Here is a 22,166-nt window from a genome sequence, read left to right on the forward strand (position 1 = left end):
CTAACCTTCGATCAGAAATTCCCCCGTCACCGTGCACGCTGGCAGAATCCGCTGGAAGCGTTTTTGCTGTTCGCTGTGATGGTAATCTTCGCTGCTGTTTCGGACCAAGACGATGTTTGAAGCAAAGCCGGAAAGTATCGCTAGCTCCGACTCGGCCGAAACCAGTGGCGCATCGAGAATCAGTAAATCGACACAGTGATGGGCGTTGGTCAAGGTTTCCAGACAGAGGCTGGGAATGCGCTTCCAGGCATCATCCGTGACAAAGAACAGACCTTGCTGCTCGGTATGGAATGGTGCCAGGAGCTCATCGGCGGTTTTTTGCAGTGCTCCATCTCGGTATTGTGTTTGCTCGGGCGACATCGATGGAGTGAGCTTCTCGCTACTCACTAACAAAGTGCGCAGACCACGCCGACTCGCTGCCAGCGCAAGTGCTGCCGCAGAGAGTGTTTTAGCGGGGTTGTAATGATTACTTGTTAGAATCAGCCCGCGTGCTTGGTTAGGCTCGCTGATGAGACGTGTCAGATAAGCATTCAGCTCCACTCCGGATCTTACAGCCGGGTCGCTGGCGTGCCTTACCCAATCGCGCGACTGGCTGGCGTCACCTCGTGGGAAGGTGACCAAGGTCGGATAGTTCAAGGCTTCGGACGTCTGATTGCTTTGAGGGAAGCTTGGCAAGGCATGGTGAGAGTTGGGAGCCATGGCAGGCACCTGTTCAGCCGTCTGCTCGATGGCAGGAGCCTCCTCTTCCGTGGTCGCTGGCTGAGCCAGTTCGATCACACGTTTCCCCAATCCGAGTGTTAGCGGAATTCCGAAGAAACAACCACCGAATGCCACCAGTCCCAAAACTGCTGAGAGTGGTTTACGAGGGAAAATAGGATCACGTTGCGGTAGCGCTTGTTCGGTGATGCGGACACGATCGACACCACTGAACTGCAGCGCAATATCAGCCTCGTTTTTCTGGCGGATCAGGCTGTTGTAGAGCTCACGCCCCGACTTCAGCTGTTCTTCCTTGAGCTCTTGCCCCACCGATTTGTTTCCTGCGAGAGTCAGTTCGTTTTTGGCAACTTTGACTTTCGTTTCCAGACTGACCACCTTGCTTGTGCTCGTCTTAAGTTGACGTTGCAGCGACCCCACCATCTGACCGACCAGCTTTTGCAGGTTTTCCAGGGCATCCTGCTCCTTATTCACTGCGACAATCATACGCGGGTGCATTTTACCAAAATCGATCGATAAGGTGCCGACTTCACTACGCGCTTCATTCAGCTCAGCATAGGCCTCAGCGAGCACAGCGTTTTCGGCGAGCAAAGGCACCTTGAGTAGGTCCTCAGGGTCTTTCCCTGCGGAGTCGATGATGTCTAACGTTTCAGCTATTTTTTCACGATTCAACTTCGCCTCTACCAGTTGAGTATTGAGGTTATTCACCTGATTGGCAGCGAATTCAGAATCAGCCTGACCGGCACTGATTCCCTCTTTTTCTCTAAACGCAAGCAATTCAGCTTCGAGTTGCTTGACGCGCACGAGAAGGTCACTGGCTTTTGATTGCAGGAAATCAGCTACTTTACGGGTGTTCTCCATTTCTTCTTGTCGGGTGTAGTCACAGAAATGCGCCACGTAGGCATTTGCTAATTCCGCGGCAAGTTGATTGTCCTGACTCTTTGCCGTCACCGAAACCATGTGGGAATCTTTTAAGACCTCGATAGCGATCTGTTTGCTAACGCGATCAAGGAAGATAGCTTGATCGTTCAGTCCCTGCTCACTTTCACTTCTCACACCGATGATTCGGTCGCGTAGGTGATCATCCACAGCTCCGAAAAAGCTGAGTCTGAATTTATCCGAGCTGATCTCATTCTTCAAATTATTGACCAACTGCGGTAGAGTGTATTCCGACTGCTCTTCGGGTCGGATCGTTTCCAAGTTCAGCTGTTTGCCATTCCCCTGATTCAACAGAACGATGGAGGTCGACTCAAAAACCGGAGTGCGTGTTTGCACAAAGGTGTAGAGACCAACGCCTAACAGAAGACCGACGATTGCAGCTACGATTCCATATTTGCGAACGTAACTGAACAGTTCCTCAACACTAAAGACGGCTCGTTTGACTTCACGGTGACCCGCGAGTCCTGGCCCCTGCATGGAAGGCGTCTGGATCGCATAACGCTCATCATTGGTTGACAGCGCGTTATTCTGATTTCCAACCAAAACGACTTGGTCAGAGGCTGATGAGTGTGAATTATTCATGGCTCGTAATGTTAGAAGGTTTGTCTTTGTGCTTAAGCATCCTATCAATGCCGCGCGCGAGTGAGAAAAGAGTGCCGCCCATACTATGTGGACATGCAGCTTCGTAAGTATTGAGAGTTCGTTGATACTTGGCTAAACGATCCTTGATGCCAGATTCCCCGGGGAGGAAATCCACCTCTTTTAGGCCACGGTCGTGAGCATCTGCGACCGACCAAAGATTAAGCGAAACCCCGATACGACTCTTGGCATAAGCTGGGTCCCAAGGCATGGAATAGGTCCATTTTTTATCGTTAAAAATAAAGTCATACACCGCGCCGGCGTATTCATTTTCCTTCCTTAAGAGGCCGAACATCAATTGTCCCTTAGCCAGTAAACGCGGGGCTAACTTCCAGTGAAAATCGACAAATTCAGGAGTATGAAAAGCCGCAAGCGAATCATTTCCCCAGCGAGCTTCTGCAAGCCGGACGAGTTCTTCGTATGCTGGTTCGAATTCGATGTCCTGACCAACCACATGACGATCGTGTGCATACTGACCTCGTGGATTGTTATACAGTTTGCGAATATTCTCCTTCATTTTTTTCGAGCGGTTTTTGTAGCTCGCATCCCAAGTATCTGAGATCGGTGTGCATGGTGAAGGAAGGGAGGATACCGTCTTGATCCCAACACCACTTTTGGCGAGCCCTCGAAGCATGGTGTTTGTCGATCTTGAATCATGGGGAACCAGATAGAAATACAGCACGTCCCACTGGCCATGTAGCTGCGCCCTGATCAGTTCGGCGGTGGCTTCCCCCAAGGCAACTTCGTATCCTTTGATGGCTGGTAGCTCCAGCGACTCACCTAACAAGTCCCCCACTCCGCCGATAAATGACAGATGACGAAACTTACTACGAGCTCCCGAGAAGGCTCCTTTTTGAGAAATCATCAAAGGCGCGGCTCCGATGAGTTTGCCCGCCTCATCGCGAGCGATGTAGAGCTGCACATCAAACCCTTTATCACCATATACATCCCACCATACGTCAATATAATCCCAGCTAAGGAAAGGACTGGGGGTCTGCGTCCTAAGCAAAAAGTCATCCCACTCAGTTTCAAGGTCGGTGAACTCCGAACGTGCCTGAATAGGCTGCAGAGTGATTTTCGTAGTGCTGCTTAGTGTTCTTTCAGGCAGCTCAAAGCGGTCGCGGTTGTTAATTTTCTGTAGGGTTTCGGGCGCCACTTGTTCAGCTGGCAGCGTGTCTTTTATAGTTGTGATTTTCATGCGTTGGAGGGGAATAGGTTAACTAGTTAGGGGTTTTGATCAGACCGGCCTTTGGGAGAACCGGTGAGGATAAGGAGTGTTCTATCAAGGGACCTCAGGGTGGATGTTCAGCGAGGTGCTGAGTGATGATCCGCCGGGCACGTGCAATGGCTTCAGGCTCTGTTTCCCAGTCGGCAAAACCTCTGGCTATTGTGGAAAGAACCGACCGAGCCAGCTCAGGGTGATGTTTTTGGAGAAGCTGCAAATGCTCGTAATCCTCCATGCCATCACGGATCCATTTTAAGCGAATCGATGGGCTTGGTTGCATAGCTGCAGCTTTCTCCGCCCCAACCAAACGCGAAGGAGCTGGTGGATAGATCAAAAGTCCGTCGCCATTGAACGTTTTGTTATCAATCAGAAAACTTCCAGCATCTTGCCATGGATCGGTAGCTTCTGGCCAAGCGATGGTGTTCCAGTAATGGACCCCCGTTAGTTTTTCAGACGCGCAGAGCCAAGGAAGGATGCGGTAATTCACCGCAGGGTAATCAGTCAACCACACCGGCGGATAAGCCGAGTGCAGCATATCAGTAGCACCAACTTCCTTCTGCCAACGATCACGAAACTGGGCGAGCGCTGGATAGCACCAGACTTGGTCGCCAGCTTGAATACGTTTCCGAATCATTTGGTTCCCCATGTTGCTTTCGAGATCTTCCCAAACCAACATCACCTGAGGGGACCAAACATCCACGGATCCGACGAGTGTCCCCCACTCTCTTTCCTCCGGCTCAGGTTGTTCGGTGACAAACATCTGAATCGGAGTCGCAGCGAACAAGGCCGCCTCATGCACGAATGCCGACCACTGACGGACAAGCTTGTAGGCATTTGCACTGTTAGGTTCATCGATTTGTCCGACGCTGAATAGTAAATCCGCATCCGGTGCAATTGCTCGACAACGCTTCGCAAGATCGGCCAGGTAAGCAACCGCTTGGTCTCGGTCCTTGCCAAGAGGTTTTGAAAATGGATAGTCGGCCCACATCGGTAAATGCAGACAGTTTAATTTTCCAGCATTGGAAAAATACTGATCAATTACCGCAGCAGGGGCAGGCAACGACTCACTGGCCGGAGTATCCCAAACGATCTTATTGTTAGGACCCAGAGGTGGGCTGGATGCGAAAATAATTCCCGGCTGAACTCGGCTTTGAATGAGCAGTTGATAATACCGATCCATGACTTTCGTCAGTTTCAGTCCATCAGCCTCACGGTCCAGCCCGTGAATTTGTGCGACACGATGTTCCTCCAGTCCGAAGTAAGACTTAAGTGTCGGTTTCTGAGGCAAGGTCTCAGGACTGACATTCACTGTGATCGTAGCACTCCCTATCGATTCCCCGGTAGTCTTTACTATGAAATCAATCACCCCTACATATTCCCCCGGCTGCTGCTGGGTGGGGATACGGAAATCAATCCACCATCGGAGGTTAGCCTGACCTTGCAGGCCATGGAATGATGATACGTTCGGATTATCTCCAGGTGACATGGGCACCAATGCGTCGGGATAAAGCCCAGACGACAAGGGCGCTTGTGGCGAGCTCTGGCGGATGCGCACGTCATATTGCTGATAGACGGTCGGCGCTGGAAGAGTTGCTCCGTTGGGACCACGAAAGTTTCCTATTTCAAAGCTCAACTCAGTGAGTCGATCAACAGTATCGGTTACGATCACCTGGGCCGACTCCCACTCGTTACGGCATGCGTGAAGGTTGATCGCTGCGGATGTTGTTTTCGGTATTGGCTGGTCGATTTTCACGCGCGACATCGCAGAGGCCGTCCAGACCTTTGCCCCCATCACAGGCGACCAAGCAAGGCCACAGATCATCATCAGAAAGAAGATGCCACAGCGTGTTGGAAACAATGGTGATTGATGGGTCATGGTGATATTCGCTCCAGAAAAGGCTCAGCTCAGGCGGCTGAATGTTTACTTGTGATGGGTTTTGCAAAGGCTCTTGTGGAGCTCTTCGAAAGGAGTGGCAGTGCTGCTCGTGTTTCTTCTGCAGGCACAAACAATCCTAACAATTGATGATAGAGGGAAGCATGAGCATCAATGTAAGTGTGCAGACCAAAGTGTTCCTGCACCCGCTTTCTGGCACGCTGTGCCAGAAAGCGGTAGGAGTTATCCGAAAGTTGGAGCATAGAAACTATTTCCTTGGCTAACGCTGTCGAGTCACGGGGCGGCACAATTTTTCCGGTGTCGCCAATGATCAGTGCTGAATCCCCCACATCGGTGGCCACACAAGGAACTTCGCATGCCATCGCTTCACCCAGCACCAGAGGAAAGGCTTCCCCTTCACAAGAGCTGAGCACACCAAGGTCAAGTGTCGGGTATATATTTACCATGTCGCGGCGAGGACCGATGAGATGAACTTGCTCCGAATGAGGACACGCATCGGCTAACTCGCGCAGGGCATCGGTATCTCGAGTCACTTCGGGACCACAAGCTAACAGGTGCGCTTGTGGGATAACCTTCTGCACCTTCGCGAATGCTCGTAACAAATTGGCAAAATCTTTTTGTGGATGATAACGCCCGGCCATACCGACCACGGGAGCACCGACAGGAATGTTCAGCTCGGCTCTGAGTTGATCGTTGGCAGCTTGATTGGGTCGGTAAACCTCGGTGTCCGTGCCGTTGAAAATCAGCTCTGATTTGGCAGGAGCAAAGCCACTAGCGTGATGCAAATCCAATCCGGCTTTGGAACAGTAAATAATATTCTCGGGTAGTGCCGCTGAGGCCCAAGCCAGACAACGATGAATCACACGCGTCCCCATTTTCGAGGATTCCTTACCCAGATAGGTGTGATGAATACTCCAGAGGGTTTTGATTTTCTTCAAAGTAAAGAGTCGCGCGAACTCACCAATGAGGGCGGAGTGAAACATCCATGTCTGCACTAAATCAGGCTGTTCATCGCGTAATATACGCCCAAGTTTAACCAAACCAGACAGCCCTTGAAGTGGTCCATCCATATTCAAACTGCGCACAGGAATACCTGCTTGCTCGAACTCGGGAGCTAGTTTGCCGATTGTTTCGATTGGCAGAACCGACACAACAGTCTGATCAAATCCCTGCTGCTTCAAACCGATGCTGAGGCGTTTCAACAGCACCTGGGCGCCGCCGTAACCAACGTCGTTTACCAAGTGCAGGACCTTTTTGCGTGGTGGTTGAATCGACTCTGCCAGTGGTGGCATTGCGGAGGTCTTGGCTAGATTCTGGTAGCATCCGACATATCGTCTCGATGCCACGGCAATCGAGAAATGTTCCAACACGTGCTCTCTAGCTTTCTCGGGAGAAAGGTTAGAATCGAGCATGTCAAAGACAGCTGAGGCAAATTGTTCAGGTTGTTTGGGCGGAACACACTGCCCGTGCTTTCCTACCACCCTGCGGGTAGCACCCACATCGGTGCTGACACATGGAATACCACAGGCCAGCGACTCCATTAGCACCATTGGCAAGGCTTCTGACTCCGATGTCAGCACCGTAACATCCATAGCGGGCAGATATAGTTCTGTATTGGGCTGACGCCCTAGGAAATGTATCCGAGATTGGTCAGGTAGTTGCTCATACCTTTCACGCGCCGCGGGGTAGAGTTCGTCTGTGGTGAAGCCCAGCACAAGCAAGTGCAAATCGGCTCGTTTTTGCATCAACAAGGAAGCAACGGCGAAGAAATCCTCCAAGCGTTTCACGGGGTGAGAACGCCCGACAAAACCCACTACCTGAGAGGAACCGGCAATCCCTAACTGCCGGCGAACTTCGCTCCGCAACTCTGGCCGGATATTATAGCGATTGGTATCAATTCCATTGTCAACGGTCTGACAACGTTGGAGAGGAAAACCGAACCGAGCATGTGCAGCAGAAGCCTTGTCAGAGCATGAGATGATTGTGTCAGGAACCAGGCGCGATGCGATAGCGACAGTGGTCTTCATTAGCAAAAACCTCCAGCGACTGTATTCTTGGCGCGAGGGCAGATCCATCGAGTGAATCGCCCAGCAAACTTTAATGCCATAGGCATACCGAGCGATTGCACCAGCTACGATTCCAGCATCGTAACTCCAACAATGAACGACGTCAGGCTGGGTTTCATGAAGTAGCTTTTTGAATTTTTTGACGAAATCAATGGAGAAAAACGACTTGGCCTCAAAATCATGAAACTCAGCCACCGACTCGATAGTCGGTTTTAAAGAACCTTCGATATCGCCTGAATGCAATACAGCCACCACGTTTTCACATCGATTGGATTGGCTTTGTTCGCAGAGCAAATTCACCATTAAAGTCTCCATGCCACCAGGCAAAACACCCACGAGCAGGTGCAGGACCTTGGGCCGAACAAGTGGTTGAGAATATGTATCTCCAGTAGTCATGTTAGGCATTGATTGGAATAAATTTGCGACAGGCATCGACCAGCGGAGGCTTGACGCGATGCATCAAACCCGAACAAATCGTGTCTGCCTGATACCCGTTTCTCGGAGTCCCCATGCGTTTGAGCGTTAGCAAATCTTGATCAGATGGGTTAAACTCCATCACTGTGGTCAATGCGACGGAATACCCGAGGTCCTTAAGGATCTCTCTGGTTTCTTGGTTATAATCACCCGGTTGCCCATTGGGGTAAGCAAATGTTGGGTTCTCAACGCCTCCTTTTTCTTTCAATAGCTCGGTGCAGCGTCGCATGTCTTGGCGAGCAAAGCTGGGCGGGCAGTGCCCAAGAATGGCATGGACATGAGTATGTGCACCGATGCTCGCGTATTTCGATTTTTCCAACTCACGCAGCTGATCCCAAGTCAGTGGCCGATAGATATCCGCAGGATTAGGATCATCAGCCAAGGCAACACCAGCAGCTTGTTCAATGTGATCGATACTTTCCAGATGTCTCCCTTGAGGGATTTTCTTTAACGCAGGGTCGAGAAGAAGGAGTGCCTGTTTACGTTGTTCAATGTTTTTCAAACTCAACTCCTCTGGCAAGCCGGGGAAATTCAGTTTTAAGGTTTCGGAAGGACAATGATCGATCGCGTATTCAATACGGTCCGGCCACTGATACATCTCACCTTCGATGAAGCCCGTGGAGGCAAAAACCGTGGCGTGCAGACCCATTTCTTCCAGAACTGGGAGTGCCAAATGGTAGTTCGATGCGTAACCATCATCGAACGTGAGAACCACTGTGTTAGGCGGAATAGTTTGCCCTGCGGCCATCATGTCTGCGAGCAGTTGTAGCGGGATGACGTTGTAATGTTTTTTTAGAACCTTCGCGGTGTGGCGAAACCCTTTGATGTCGAGATGTAAGCGAGAATGATTCTCAAGGCCTCGATGCTTACCATTGGAAAAACCGTGATACATCAGGATGCATGCGCCGGTTTGTTTCTTGCGACACCACCTTGTTAGGCCGCAAGCGCTCAAGGCCGTCAGCCCTGATTGGAGTATTTTTCGTGTATTCGATGTCATTTCTATGGGGGGTAAAATGAAGTTCGGGAGGATTGTTAGGAAATTCTAGAGTCGTGGACACATGTCGAGAGATGGTGGCTGAGCCGTGGAGCTACGCGCGAAGAGAGTTCGACGTATTGTTGCCAGATTTGCTGACGATTGAACTCCACAAGAACTCTGTCGCGACCTGCAAGGCCTAGGGATTTTGCTAAGTCCGATTCTTGGATGAGTTTTAGCAGTGTTTCGCCAAGGGCCGCCACGTCTGCAGGGTTAACAAGCAGAGCATCAACGCCGTCATTCACCAGGTCTTGAACCCCGGCTACCCGAGTGGATACCAATGGCAGAGCCAAGGCCCAGATTTCCAAAATCGCCATGCTTAAGGTCTCACCATCCGTCATGAGAACAGCGATCTGCCACTCGGACATATGTGCGATGAGTTCTTCATGTTTAAGGAAACCGGTGAAGTTGACACGAGCCTCGATGCTCAAATCACGGCACAGCTTTTCCAGTCGATCACGATGAGGCCCATCGCCGATTAATTCGAGTCTGAGCGATTGATGACCTTTTGCAATTATGGCGAAGGCACGGATCAGGGATTCAAAATCCTTCCCTGTGTCCATCCGCCCCTGCATCCCAATGACAGACGTGTCACAGCCATGATCAACAGGCTGATAGAATGAGAGATCAAGGCCGTTCGCGATGACAGTTGTTTTTTCAAAATCCAACCACCTCCCGATTTTAGCATGTACCTCACGACGATAAGCCTCTGTGAGGAAAACTGTTTGGTCGCAGCTGCGGTGAGCGAGGGTCGACAACAACCAATCCTTCTTGCTTTTCAGAGCATTCGAATGGTGCTCCACAAAGATTCTGAGTGGGCGGTCATCGCTACAACCTAACAAGGTCAATGCCGACACCGTTACTGCAGTATCGTGGTGATGGGAAACCACGATGCTCGGAGCCATGCTGCGGATCGTTTGTGCAAGCTGGCGTCGTGCCGACAACCCGAATCCAGGCTGTTTAACAATCGTCATGTGCTCGATGTCATGCGCATCACAAAGCTGCAGATATTGCGGCGCAGTGGTTTCAATCCCATAGAAAACAACACCATGAGAGACGCCTGCACGACTCCCCTCAATGGCAAGCCCTGTGGCGACAGCAGCCTGTCCACCAACACCCGGATAACAGAGATGAACGATATCAGGCATGACTGGTCTGAGAGGTTGAAGGTGAAGGATCGGACACGGTCTGCCCCACTGCCGAGCTACCCGACCACTGCAAGGTGATGAAGCGGGTAGATGTTAGATTGATGAATACGATGCACGTGGTCCAATAGGCCATCGAGGTGTGAAGCAGCTGGCTAAAAGGGATGAAAATGACCACAGCGAGCAAGCACAGTCCCCCTCGCCCACCAGCCATCAGGCATTTCAAGGCCATGGAGGCCAAGATTGCCAGATAGAGCCCGGCGAAGATGATGCCACCATCGATCCACACGGCCACCAGTTGATTATGTGGCTGCCATTTGCCCGTGCCGGTGCCCACGCCGTAGCCAAACACGGGTTGTTCACGAATAGCACGCAGTCCGTCGCTGAGGTCTTTCATTCGCTCGCCGGAAGCCATCTTCCCTGAATCTTTTCCTAACAAAGCCCCCAATCGATCTTGAACATCCGACTCTCGGAGAGTCTCGGTGGACATCTGAGAGATCAAAAAACCGATACCAAGAATCACAATAGGCACAGTCACGGCAAGAGCCTGAAGCACTGCAGCAGGTTGACGCCGATAAGCACTAACGAGAAAAGCCACACTCACCAGAACCTCGGCAATCATACCGGACCGGCTCAGAGTGATGGCAACCGCGATAAAGCTGAGAGCGATCATCGCGAAAGAAACCCAGATATTTTTCGAGTAGGATAAGAATACCGCCAAGGCTAGCACGATGGCGATCGATGCATTGTTAGGGTCGCCATGAAAACCGGCGGCCCGACCAACCACGATGGTGAACTCATGGACACCAAACCACTCTGCAATGTTTGCCAGCGAGCAAATCACCACAATACTCGCCGCGGCCATTTTCATAGGCAGAGCACTTAATCGATGACTGACGCCGAGAAACCAAGCGATGCTGAAAATTCCTACGAACATAGCTCCGTGAGTCATCATCGGGTAATAGCGTCCGGATGGATGGTCGTAGCGGTGTAATACAACGCTCTCGAAAATGTAAATCAGCTGGAACGACAAAATCAATAAGCTGGTGACCGTCAAATCTGGCCGACGCCCAAAGGTTACGACCAGACAAGCTACAGATGCCAAGACCAGGTAGATCGCCGGGCGAATGGGCAATACTCCAAAGTCGTTCGCCCATTGAATGAAGTTCGTGGCATATGGAACTGTTAGCGCACAGAAAGTAGCTGTCGCGAGCCAAACCCACCACACGCTTGGCCCTGGCTCATCGCCATTGGCGGAGCTGGTAGCGTTTGTGATCTGTGGAAGGTTAGTCATGGCTTGGAACTTAGTTGTGCTCGACTCAGCGAGCTCCCTGCATAGCGGCACCGATAGTGCGCAGGGTAATTTGCAGATCGAGCGCCAGAGTGGCGTATTTCACGTAGTAGAGATCGTAGGTCAGCTTCTGCTTGGCATCTTCGATGCTGTCACCGTAAGGGTAATTAATTTGAGCCCATCCTGTTAGTCCGGGCTTCAAAAGGTGCCGGAGATTGTAATGTGCCAGTTCAACATCGAGCGATTCGGTAAACTCCGGGCGTTCGGGACGCGGACCAATGAAGCTCATGTCGCCGAGCAGAATATTCAAAAACTGTGGTAGTTCGTCGACGCGTGTGCGCCGGATAATTTTACCGATACGTGTAATTCTGGAATCCCCCTTACTGGCCCATTTGGCACCTGAAGCTTCCGAGTTGGTGCACATAGAGCGCAGTTTATAAATCGTGAAAGTTTTACCGTAGCGACCCACACGTTGTTGGTTGTAGAAGACTGGGCCACCATCTTCCAATTTGATCATCACAGCAGCGATGGCGAGCAAGGGCATGGCGCAGATCAGCCCAACAATGGCTAGTGCCACATCACATAATCGTTTAGCCATCAGAAAGCTGGGTGAAGAATTGGCGAAGGATTTACTGAACAAGCCAGAGTTGGGAATCTCCCAGGTGGGCATAGTTTGGTAATGCTCCTCCACGTATTGGGAAAATGGCGATACGGTTTTCCCGGAGGCCAAGGCTTCTACGAGAGGTTGTTCTAACACCTCCCAGTGTGCTGGCTGGTAGACGATATGATCGGCCTCCGAATCATTCAGGCGCTGACACAGTCGATGGATAGAAACTGGATAGCTGGAAGCGTCGAAATCACAGAGGAAAGACGGCGATACCTGGCAATCCTGCCGCAAGCTGAAGGTTTGAATTTTTAAAGGCAGGTTCTTCTTTTTCAGTAGCTCGCTACTTTCCTCACAGAACTTCTCATCCCCGACCAAACTGATTTTAGGCATGTAAGCAGCGCTGAACATCCAGGTCGCAGAGCGTAATAAACATGCGAACAGAGCTGTGCCTCCCATCGCAATGGCCATGACATAGCGACCAACAGGCTGATACAAAATAAAGCTCACCACTACATTGACCGCCAAGGCTGCGATACAGGTGCAGAAAACCAATTTCACCACTAACAATGTCACCTTCCTGGTCACCAGATGGCTCGTGGCTCCGAGCACATGAGCGGACGCTGTAAAACCGGTGGCAAAGGTCAGACAAGTCAGCACCTGAATAATTAAAGACGGAGGCGTGGCATCGGCCGATGGGGTGAGCTGGAATGCCAACCAAGAAGCAAACACGGCGAGAGAGAAAAAGGAGATCGACCAAAACTTCTCATTCAAGCGACCTACGATAACACGCGCACAGCTAATGCTTGCGAAGCGTGCATAGGCTCTATCAATAGCCTCAAGCTGGAAGAGTGATGAGTTCATGATCTAAGGGTTTTCAAAAAGAGCAGCCCCGCGGAAAGTGCGTGCACAATGGCTGTAGCGATGAGGATACCGGCGAGGCCGAAATGCGGTGCCAGAGCGACGTCGAGGAAGAAATTAGCGATCAAGGCAATGGTCGAAACCACGCACATATACCTCACTCCCCCCATGGAAACGACCATTTTGGAAGCCACGATACCGAGTGCAGCCGCGGGAAATTGCAGACTTCCCCAGCGCAAGGCGTCTGCGACACGAGCGGTGGCTGAACTATCAAATTCACCACGCTGGAAGAGCAGTTGAGTCACTAGATCGGCAGAGAACCAGAGCGCCAAAACCATTGGAATTGTCACTGCGATTACCGCCCAAGAAATCTTCCACCCCATCTTTCTCAGCCCGGGTAAATCATTCGCCGCACTGAGATCGGCAAGATAGGGTAAAAGCGACTGACCTAGGGCCACTCCGGCCAAAGAGAGCACAATCCCGATGACCTTATCGGCGTAACCAAAGGTCGCTACGGTTCCGGGTTCCAGACGCGACGCGATACTGACATCAATCATCACACAGCCGCCGAAAACGGCTCCGCCTATCAACAGTAAACTGGAGTCACGCAGTAATTGTCCGCAGCCGTGACCTTGGAACTTCGGAATGAAACAACTGGATCCAAACTCTTTCAGCAGACCTTTTGAGAGGACTACCAGATAAACGAGTGAACCCAGAACCAAGCCAAAAGCCATGGCATAGATACCGAACGACGCATGAAAAAGAAGTAAGCTAACAAGAGCCACCAAAGGCACTATGGCAGGAGCCAAGGCGCCGAGTGCAAAGCGTTTCTCCGCTTGTAGCCCTGCAGTGGCTGCATTGCCGATGCTGTAGAGTATGGAAAAAAGAAGTAGCAGAAGGAACAGATTCCTACAGAGTTGCATTTTCTCTCCGCCAAATTCACCGGCTACCACCTGCATCAAGGGTTGGGATAGCAGAGCCAGCAGCAAGCAAATCCCTGTAGCCACCATGGCTTGAAGGAAGATTCCGTTCGCTACAACAGCGACGGCAGATTCGCTGCCGCCTTTTCTTTTCGCCAACGCATAGGCAGGGATGATCGCTGTCGGCATGGCTGCTCCTAGAAGACCGGCTAACAAAGTAGGCACGGAAAGAGCGAGCACATAGGCATCCATCGCATCACTGGTGCCAAAAATGGCAGCTGCTGCTGCATCTCTCAGGAAACCCAAGCCCTTGGCGGCTAAACTGAGACCGGCAATGGTCGTGATACAGCGTAACAGTAGGGCAAATACAGACCTCCTGGGAGCTGGTGACCCAGAAACAAGTGGTGCTGTACTGACAGTTTCCAAAATTTAAGCCTTGTTAATAAATTTAATAAAAAGACGCTCATTTGTGTTTTTTCTCTGTAAAAAGTCCACAAACAGTCGTTTCAGCTCCTAGGAATATGAATTTTTATATTATTTTCAAGCTAATAATCGGCCCATCCTCACTATTTATATATTTTTCATTTAACTAAGTTTTAAAACCTGTTTACCTTCTTGCGGATTGAGGTCGACAAACTGAACACCTCTAACACGACGAAACAGCGCTCACGTGGCCTCTTTCAGGAACTTCCGTAGCAAGATTTCGAAATGATTCGTTCCAAGATCTGATCACCTAACACATGAGTGAATGCCTGTGCCCTCCACACAATAATCTCCCGACACAGCTGAGCGGATGAAATGGATATCACTCACTTAAATTCGGCAGAGCTCATTCGGAGCTGCTGGGCGAGCTACCTGACAGACATTCCTGATAGAACTCCAGCGTTTCTGTCACCATGGCAGAAAGTTTAAACTTCCGATTGTAAAGTTCACGCGCTGCACGGCCTAGATCTCGACGAAGGTCTGGCGCAGCTACCAGTTTTTTCAAGCAACTATGCAGGGCCTGTTCATCTCCACGAGCAATAGTGAAGCCCGTGACCCCTTCATCAATCGCTTCAGCCGCACCTCCTACTCGAGAAACCACCGTCGGCAGCCCCACTGCCATCGCTTCCAGAGTGGACATCGGAAAGCCTTCCCAATCAGACACCAAGGCGAAAATATCTGCCTGCGCTAGAATGGGGTCGATCTGATCGACATGGCCGTGGAAGGTGACCCGATCGCTAACGCCCAGCTCTTTGGCATAGTTCTTCACTTCCTCTTCACGCGGACCATCGCCTAATAGATCAAGCCGTGATTCACGATCCACCGTGAGGTAGCGCAACAGCTGCTCCGGTTGCTTGGGCCACGCCATGCGACCGATAGATACTATCCTAACAGGTTCTTCAAAGTTATCTGTTTTTATATTAGCCTGAACCGAGCTATAGGGGCGGCCATTGTAGATCACACGCAGCTTTTCCGGATCGAACCCCAGCTTGAGTGCATGTGCGTGGTCGTATTTACAGACGCAGATGATTCCATCGGCCAGGCGGTGGACGCGACTTTCGATTTGTCGATAGATCAGTCTCTTGAATGCATTGCCAGAGAAGCTGACCGACCAGCCGTGCACCGTGTGCAGATTGCAAACTTTGGCGCGAGCGGCAGCGAGTCGGCCTAAAATCCCGGCCTTGGTGGAATGGGTGGCCACCAGATCGGGGTGGATCTTTTTCATCAAATCCAACAGCTCCTTCATTGCCGCCCAGTCCTTGAGCGGGGAGATCTCTCGGAGCATGGCTCCGATCGGATGCAGCTCGATTCCTTCGGTTTCTTGAAAACTCAATGCGCAGCTTCCCCCGTAGGCCAGATGCACCTCGTGGCCAGCAGCACGGGCCGCCTGGCAGAGCTCCACGACATGTCGCTGGGCTCCGCCAATGGAGTCCATGCGAGTAATGATTTGTAATATACGCATTTTGTTAGGGTGCGAAAGAGGCTAGATCAAGCTTCCTCGATCGAGAGCAAAGTCTGCTCCACAAAACCTTCCTGATCCAGCCTAACTCCTGACACCTCAAGCGACCCATCGATACTAGCACCCGTCAGCTCGATGCTCGATTCATGGGATTCCCAAGCGAAGGCAGGCAGGAGTCGACCCCAGGTTTGATCACGATAGCCTTCCTGATGTTGATTAGTCGTTGTCACCGCCACAGGGTGAGGCATGGACATGGCAATCACCCGTTGTTTCACCGCCAGACACGGCAGAGATTGCGTGCCTAACAAGATGTCGGCTGAGAAATCATAACATCGGCGTTCCAGCCCTGCTTGAACACAGGCGGCAGCGAGCGCTTGCCCTCCGACGTAAGCTTCGATGCCATACTGATCGGTCAACTGTTTCACCGCCGCAGCCGTGACATCAGCCCCCACCAAGATGAGTTTGAGGTCATGATACTGAGCTAAAGCAATCGCGACAACCTCGCGGCAGCTGGCCAGGCCGGTCCACTCCATCATGACCGTCTGACCCCGACCAATAGCGTTGACATCACCAACCTGCACCGCATTGGCCACAATCTGCGTTTGCTCTGATCGAGATCTTCGTCTCAGCTCGTCGACCGCAGCCTGGTATTCGCCTAACACTTCAGGGTCTGCCGCGAGTATAGTCACCGGATTTCCAATCACCGACATGGGGTTTTCCATGGGGGCTCGCTCGGGGAACGCCTCGGCTCGTAGTGCCGCCACTGAGTTGCGCACCTGATCTGCGGTCGCCACTTCCGGCGCAATGATTTCGCCGAAATTCACCGTCACTCCATAGCGCAAGCAGTAGGGCTTTTTGTAGATGAACCGTTTCCGTTCGAAGGAGAAAATAGATCCCCACAGACCGTCCATGACAGCAGGCAGGACAGGACGGTTTGCTTTCCGCGCGATCATTTCAAAGCCACGTTTGAACTCGTTCATGCAACCGGTGCGCGAGAGCTGTCCCTCGGGAAAAATACACACCAAGTCCCCCTGCTCAAGCGCTTCTGCCGCGATCCGCACTGCTTCCTTGGAGCGTTTTTGGGAAATAGGCACGGTATCGAACAGCCGCACAAACCGCCCGATCCATGGGTGCGAGAAGTATTCGTCAAACATTAGGAACCGCACCTTCCGAGGGCTAGCACAGGAGAGTATGAAGGCATCGACGTAACTAACATGATTCGGCGTGAGAAGCACGCCACCCTCTTTCGGTATCCGGTCGGCATTCAGCACCCGCACACGATAGAACATCCGGAATAAACCTAACACCACCATGCGCACGAGGTGCTGGGGTAAAATGCGCGCCGCATAACTCGTAGCGACCAAGGCGATAGCAGCAAGCAGCGTGAACTGCAAAAAATAAGGGGCACCTGTCTTCGCCAGCACTCCCTGCAGTAGCACCGCAACCATTCCGGCCATACAGTCGAGCAAGTTCACTCCGGCGATGATGGTGCCTCGTTTCTCCGGCGGACAAACATCCTGCAGGTAGGCATTCAGGGGAACCAGCAAGATTGCGCCACCGGCACCCGCCAGGGTCAACCACACCTTAATCCAAATCGAGCTGATTGGCGTCACGGCCAAGGCCAGCGAACCAACGATCATGATCGCGCCACCTACCGGAACGAGTCCGAGCTCAATTTGCTTCCTGCAGATTAAAGATGCCAACACACCTCCGAGAGTAATCCCGCCGCTGGCAGCTAGCATGAGCAAGGCGATGTCTGTGCCGAAGCCAACTCCTCCTCCAGTCATCTCCTTGCCCATCTGGATGGCCGCAAGGTTCAAGAAACCGGCGAAGCCCCAGAAAAATGCAGCTCCTGCCGCGCTGAGACGGATTCTTCGATCGACCCAAAGCTCTTTGAGCTGGGCAAAATGCTCCCAGAAAATCCGCTTTTCAAATTTGCGCCGACCCATCGCCGGGATTTTCTCGATTCCGAATGACACGGCGATCGTAGGCAGCGCGGCGGCCGCAACTAACATCAGAGGGAAAAAGGCCGCATTCCAGCCGTTGGCGATTTCACCAGGCGATGTTTTTTCATAACCTTCCAAGCGAATATCAAACCACCAACCTGATAAAATCTGGCCGGCACAGACAGCCAGAACGACCGACATTTCCAAGACACCACTGGCAAAACCGAGTCGACTGCTACCCACCAGTTCTTTCACGATGCCACGTTTCGCCGGACTAAGAATCACCGACTCTACCGAGAGCATAAAGAAACCAGCCACGGCCATCCACAAGTTTCGCTGCCAGACGGCTAAGCCGATCCATGCCAGAACCACGAACTGAAGCATAATCGCGGCACGGATCACGGAAGTTTTGCTGTAACGATCGGAAACCCAGCCGGAAAGCGGGGCAAACAAGATGAACGGCAGCACAATCAAGGCTCCCAGCATGTATTCGAGTCCACCTGCGCCAGGCACCGTGGCCATCAGCACGCCACCCAGGGGAATCAGTAAGAACTGCGCGGCCTTATCATTAAATGCATTTTGCGTCTGTAGCGTGAACAGACTCCAGAACGAGAACCAATTCCTTCTCGTCGGCTCACCTTCAATCGCCGGAACCTCATCACTCACCTTGCTTGTCATTGTTCGCATGCTGCGCATAACAAATGAAAATAGCGATTCGATCAAATCGACTCTTCTTCGAGAAACATTGACTGAATCAATACATGGTCCACCAACTGCAAACCTGCATCACATGAATAAGATTCATCATTTCGGCCGCTATGAGCTGTTTTAAACTGTGCTTGCCTGTGTCGTTAGTTTCCTGTAATGCATCACATTCGATCGCCCCACTCTATCGCATGAAACTAGTTACCTACATTCTACCAGCCCTTGCTATTTCAGTTTTTCTTTCCAGTTGTTCTGATCCTAGCACACCTAACCCCAATCAAACGAAACCTCTTCGTGCGGTCCATGTGAACCCCTACCAGCCAGGGAGCTACAAGCACTTCAAAGCGCAAAAGGGTTATCCGCGTAATTACGGAGTTTATAAAAACGAAGCCGTCTTGGCCCGCACCAATTCCTCAAATGCGAGCATCCGCATCGATCTCTCCGATCAGCGTGGCTACTTGATGAATGGCACTGAACTGGCGATGGATTACCCAGTCGCCACGGGTCGCTCCGACTACCCAACGCCCACAGGAAACTTCCGCATTGTGGAAAGAATTAAATCGGACAAGCGCTCCACCACCTATGGAAAAATCTATGATGCCGAGGGCAACTTGGTTAAATCCAATGCTGACAGCCGCAAGGACAAGGTTCCTGAAGGAGGAAAGTATGTGGGTGCCGCGATGCCTTATTGGATGCGTCTGACTTGGGATGGCATCGGCATGCACAAGGGCAACGTGCCACGTCACCCCGCATCACACGGTTGCATCCGCACCTACTACAAGGTGGTCTCCACGGTGTTTGACAAAACCCGCATTGGCACCCGCGTCAGCATCGTGCGCTAGTCGTTTTCTGCTCCCCCCTACAATCGCATGAAACGCCTGCTTTCCCTCGGCCTTCTCGGGGCCTTGGCTACCTTGATGGTTAGCTGTTCATCCAGCTCCAATCTAGCCCAGAAACAACACCAGTTATTTTCCCAGCGCACCGACTATCGGAAAAACCACGAGGTCTATCGCAATGAGGAAGTGCTGGCGAAGGCCAACAGCAGCAACACCAGCGTCAGAATCGACCTTTCCGATCAGCGTGCTCAACTTCTGGTCACCGACGGCGTGCAGAACCTGGTCGCCATGGACCTTCCTTGCTGCACCGGTAAAGCCGGAAAGCGCACGCCCGCAGGAGTGTTTGCCATCAAAGAAAAAATCGTCACCAAACGCTCTACGATCTTCGGATCTCTCTACCGCAACGGACGTAAGGTTTACCGTGGCGACCGACGGAAATACCGTGGTCGCTACGATCGCTATGTGGGCTCCGCGCTGCCCTATTGGATGCGCTTGACCAATGGTGGCGTCGGCATGCACTACAGCGCTTACGTGCATCGCTACCCAGGCTCAAACGGCTGCATCCGGATGCCCAAACCTGCAGTGCAAACGATCTTCTCCAAGACCAAAGTCGGCACTCCAGTGCACATCGTTCACTGAACGCTTTAAGCAACTATCTTTTCAGACCTCCTCCCTGCATCATGCGGGTAGGAGGTCTTTTTTTTACGCACACTGAGGCTACATGAGCTCGATCCCAAAGCGCTTCATCAGCCAAGCGGTGAGAACAAAGAGCACCGCCGTCAGCACACATGCGGCGAGTAGGGTCCAGCCATAGTGCACACCACGACGCAGCATCCACGGCATCAGCAAGAACATCGGTAGGGTGGGAATCACATACCAGAATGTATACCACGCGTGATTGGCAATTTTTTCTGTCTGCTCCACGCCTTTCATTTCGAAAAACATCCAGGTCATTGCCAGCACCGTAACCAACGGCAAGGCGGCGATCAGAGCGCCTAACTTATCGCTGCGTTTAGCAAACTCGGAAACCAGCACCACCATGGCGGCAGTGATTAGATATTTGACAATGATTGGCATGGAAAACTTCTTGGAACAGGCGCATTTGAGCGTATCGTGGCGGCATCATGCAAGTTTATACCTCGCTAACCATTCTTTCTCTCTCGGCCACGCTTATCGCATGCTCGCCCAGTGTCGCCCCGCCAGTTTCCGCCGCAGCACCAGTCCCGGCAGCCGCTTCGGTCCGGCTCACAGCTGCGCAGAAAGCAGCGATAGGAAAACGCATCTGGCAAAACGAGTCGGCCGGCAAGGTCACAGGCCTGACCCACTGGAACGATGGTGAAGAGTTCCCCTCCCTCGGAATCGGTCACTTCATCTGGTATCCCAAAGGCTTCAATGGTCGGTGGACCGAGACATTTCCTGAGTTTGTCCGCTACGCCACTGCCCGTGGTCACCGTCTGCCAGCTGTCGCTTATGCCCCCGATTGTCCATGGCCTAACAAAGCAGCTTTCCAGCGCGACTTCAATGGCCCGCGCCTCACCGGACTCCGCCAATGGTTGGCTACCAATGTCAATGTGCAGACCGAGTTCATTGCCTATAAATCTCGCGCAGCCCTACCGAAAATCATGAAGGCCGCTCCCGCTGCGCAGCGCGCCCGCATTCAGGCGAACTACAACAAGGTGGCCACCACCTCGAATGGCATTTACGCCTTGGTCGATTACGTCAACTTCAAGGGCGACGGCACCAACCCACGCGAAACTTACAAGGGCCAAGGCTGGGGACTGATGTGGGTGCTGATGGACATGAAGAACGTGCCCGCCGGACAACCGGCAGCCGCCGAGTTTGCTGCCGCCGCCAAACGCTGTCTCGATCGCCGCGTCCGCAACTCGCCTCCCGCCCGAGGTGAGAAACGCTGGACCCCAGGCTGGCACAATCGCTGCAACGGCTATGCCCGCCCCTTCTAGTCGTTAGCACCAAGCCATCCGGCATGAAACAGATCTTCGATCCCGTGGTGAGCACGGCCACCGATTTGGCAGAAGCAGCTAAAAAAGTGGCAGACGACGGCATCGGTTATTTCCGCAGTCGCATCGGCTCGCTGCCGCTGGTGGCTTCCGTGCTCGCGCAGGAGACATCCGAGCTCACTGATCGCGACGAGAGCCATTATTTTCTCGTCCCCTACCGCCTGAGCCCCTGCGCCTATGCGCTGGTGACCCGGCGCGTCTTGCCGATCGGTGTGGGTCCTGAAAACGCCCTGCCAAAAGCTCGCATTTTCCACCTTCCTGCCGAAGGAACTGCGGAGACGCTCGAAGCGCTGATCACCGAGCAGCTGAGCAAAGAGAACAAGTCTTCAATGGATTTCTCCGCCCCCTTGGCGGATCGGCTCGACCTCATGGCCGACGAGATCGACAAACAATCCAACCTCATCACCGGAGGCCTGGTGGTTATCGGCGGTGTGGTGGCAGTGGTGAACCCCCTGTTAGGAGTAGGTATTGCCGCCAAAGCGATCCTACCCTCGCTGAGTTCCAAACTTTCAAAACACGGCCTCAACCACGTCAGCGACTGGCTGCGGACACGGAAGGTCGAGAAAGATCAACAACAAGCGATCGTTCAAGCCACCAAAGAGCTGAAGAGGATCCAGCCGGAGATCGTCGTGGATCACACCCTCGCATTGTTAGAAGAATCACTGGCCTCGGAGGATCCTCACCACGACCCGCAATTACCATGCAGCAGCCAGCTCGACACGCCCGGAGAAGCTCTAAAGTTGAAGCTGACAGCACAAGCAATCTCAGACGTCTATGCCACTTGCCTCGCCGATGCCTCATCCCACCGCGAAGCCAAGCTACACGCACCAGACCTCGCCTGGCTGCAATCGCTCAATGAGATCGCACAGGCTTGAGAGCCAAAGCTTAGATTGCTGACCACTGCATATAAAAAA

16 protein-coding genes are annotated in these 22,166 nt (G+C 52.4%); 4 read left to right on the forward strand and 12 right to left on the reverse strand.

The features are described from left to right. The 11 genes from JO972_RS12475 to JO972_RS12525 all read right to left on the reverse strand — a co-directional run bounded on the left by JO972_RS12475 (window position 1) and on the right by JO972_RS12525 (window position 18,380). Window positions 1-2,235, reverse strand: a complete 2,235-nt coding sequence (locus JO972_RS12475) for a GumC family protein (RefSeq protein WP_309490392.1) — start codon at window positions 2,233-2,235, stop codon at window positions 1-3. Then, window positions 2,228-3,490, reverse strand: a complete 1,263-nt coding sequence (locus JO972_RS12480; RefSeq protein ID WP_309490393.1) for a GNAT family N-acetyltransferase — start codon at window positions 3,488-3,490, stop codon at window positions 2,228-2,230. The genes JO972_RS12475 and JO972_RS12480 overlap by 8 nt, the downstream gene beginning before the upstream one ends. Window positions 3,491-3,584: 94 nt before the next feature. Beyond that, window positions 3,585-5,393 carry a DUF4091 domain-containing protein gene (locus tag JO972_RS12485; protein WP_309490394.1) on the reverse strand — a complete coding sequence of 603 codons (1,809 nt, stop codon included), beginning with the start codon at window positions 5,391-5,393 and terminating at the stop codon, window positions 3,585-3,587. Between the two features lie 29 nt (window positions 5,394-5,422). Then, window positions 5,423-7,873: a glycosyltransferase gene (locus tag JO972_RS12490; RefSeq protein ID WP_309490395.1), complete on the reverse strand. Its 2,451-nt coding sequence runs from the start codon at window positions 7,871-7,873 to the stop codon at window positions 5,423-5,425. 1 nt (window position 7,874) lies between these two features. Beyond that, complete coding sequence (locus tag JO972_RS12495) at window positions 7,875-8,948, reverse strand: polysaccharide deacetylase family protein (RefSeq protein ID WP_309490396.1); 1,074 nt, start codon at window positions 8,946-8,948, stop codon at window positions 7,875-7,877. A 35-nt stretch (window positions 8,949-8,983) separates the two neighbouring features. Then, complete coding sequence (locus tag JO972_RS12500; protein ID WP_309490397.1) at window positions 8,984-10,132, reverse strand: glycosyltransferase family 4 protein; 1,149 nt, start codon at window positions 10,130-10,132, stop codon at window positions 8,984-8,986. Beyond that, the gene (locus JO972_RS12505; RefSeq protein WP_309490398.1) at window positions 10,125-11,423 is read right to left on the reverse strand and encodes an O-antigen ligase family protein; all 1,299 of its coding nucleotides are present in this window, start codon (window positions 11,421-11,423) and stop codon (window positions 10,125-10,127) included. Before JO972_RS12505 ends, JO972_RS12500 begins: the two co-directional genes overlap by 8 nt. Window positions 11,424-11,448: 25 nt before the next feature. Beyond that, window positions 11,449-12,888 (reverse strand): exopolysaccharide biosynthesis polyprenyl glycosylphosphotransferase, encoded by a 1,440-nt coding sequence (locus JO972_RS12510; RefSeq protein ID WP_309490399.1) that lies wholly within the window; start codon window positions 12,886-12,888, stop codon window positions 11,449-11,451. Continuing rightward, complete coding sequence (gene murJ / locus JO972_RS12515; RefSeq protein ID WP_309490400.1) at window positions 12,885-14,231, reverse strand: murein biosynthesis integral membrane protein MurJ; 1,347 nt, start codon at window positions 14,229-14,231, stop codon at window positions 12,885-12,887. Before murJ ends, JO972_RS12510 begins: the two co-directional genes overlap by 4 nt. A gap of 403 nt (window positions 14,232-14,634) precedes the next feature. Further along, complete coding sequence (locus JO972_RS12520; protein ID WP_309490401.1) at window positions 14,635-15,750, reverse strand: glycosyltransferase family 4 protein; 1,116 nt, start codon at window positions 15,748-15,750, stop codon at window positions 14,635-14,637. Window positions 15,751-15,776: 26 nt separating this feature from the next. After that, window positions 15,777-18,380, reverse strand: a complete 2,604-nt coding sequence (locus tag JO972_RS12525) for an MFS transporter (protein WP_309490402.1) — start codon at window positions 18,378-18,380, stop codon at window positions 15,777-15,779. 209 nt (window positions 18,381-18,589) lie between these two features. Here JO972_RS12525 and JO972_RS12530 point away from each other — a divergent pair, with 209 nt between their 5' ends. Together JO972_RS12530 and JO972_RS12535 are read left to right on the forward strand one after the other, a co-directional pair. Beyond that, window positions 18,590-19,240 carry a L,D-transpeptidase gene (locus JO972_RS12530; RefSeq protein ID WP_309490403.1) on the forward strand — a complete coding sequence of 217 codons (651 nt, stop codon included), beginning with the start codon at window positions 18,590-18,592 and terminating at the stop codon, window positions 19,238-19,240. A gap of 27 nt (window positions 19,241-19,267) precedes the next feature. Then, entirely contained in the window at window positions 19,268-19,873 is a 606-nt protein-coding gene (locus JO972_RS12535; RefSeq protein ID WP_309490404.1) for a L,D-transpeptidase, read from the forward strand. Between the two features lie 78 nt (window positions 19,874-19,951). Here the strand turns inward: JO972_RS12535 and JO972_RS12540 are convergent, their stop codons facing one another. Beyond that, window positions 19,952-20,311 carry a DUF3147 family protein gene (locus tag JO972_RS12540; RefSeq protein ID WP_309490405.1) on the reverse strand — a complete coding sequence of 120 codons (360 nt, stop codon included), beginning with the start codon at window positions 20,309-20,311 and terminating at the stop codon, window positions 19,952-19,954. A 47-nt stretch (window positions 20,312-20,358) separates the two neighbouring features. Between JO972_RS12540 and JO972_RS12545 the strand changes: the two genes are divergently transcribed. Next, window positions 20,359-21,195: a hypothetical protein gene (locus JO972_RS12545; RefSeq protein WP_309490406.1), complete on the forward strand. Its 837-nt coding sequence runs from the start codon at window positions 20,359-20,361 to the stop codon at window positions 21,193-21,195. 23 nt (window positions 21,196-21,218) lie between these two features. Beyond that, the gene (locus JO972_RS12550; RefSeq protein WP_309490407.1) at window positions 21,219-22,127 is read left to right on the forward strand and encodes a hypothetical protein; all 909 of its coding nucleotides are present in this window, start codon (window positions 21,219-21,221) and stop codon (window positions 22,125-22,127) included. Window positions 22,128-22,166: the final 39 nt, after the last annotated feature.

The sequence above is a fragment of the Oceaniferula flava genome, assembly GCF_016811075.1.
Classification (GTDB): domain Bacteria; phylum Verrucomicrobiota; class Verrucomicrobiia; order Verrucomicrobiales; family Akkermansiaceae; genus Oceaniferula; species Oceaniferula flava.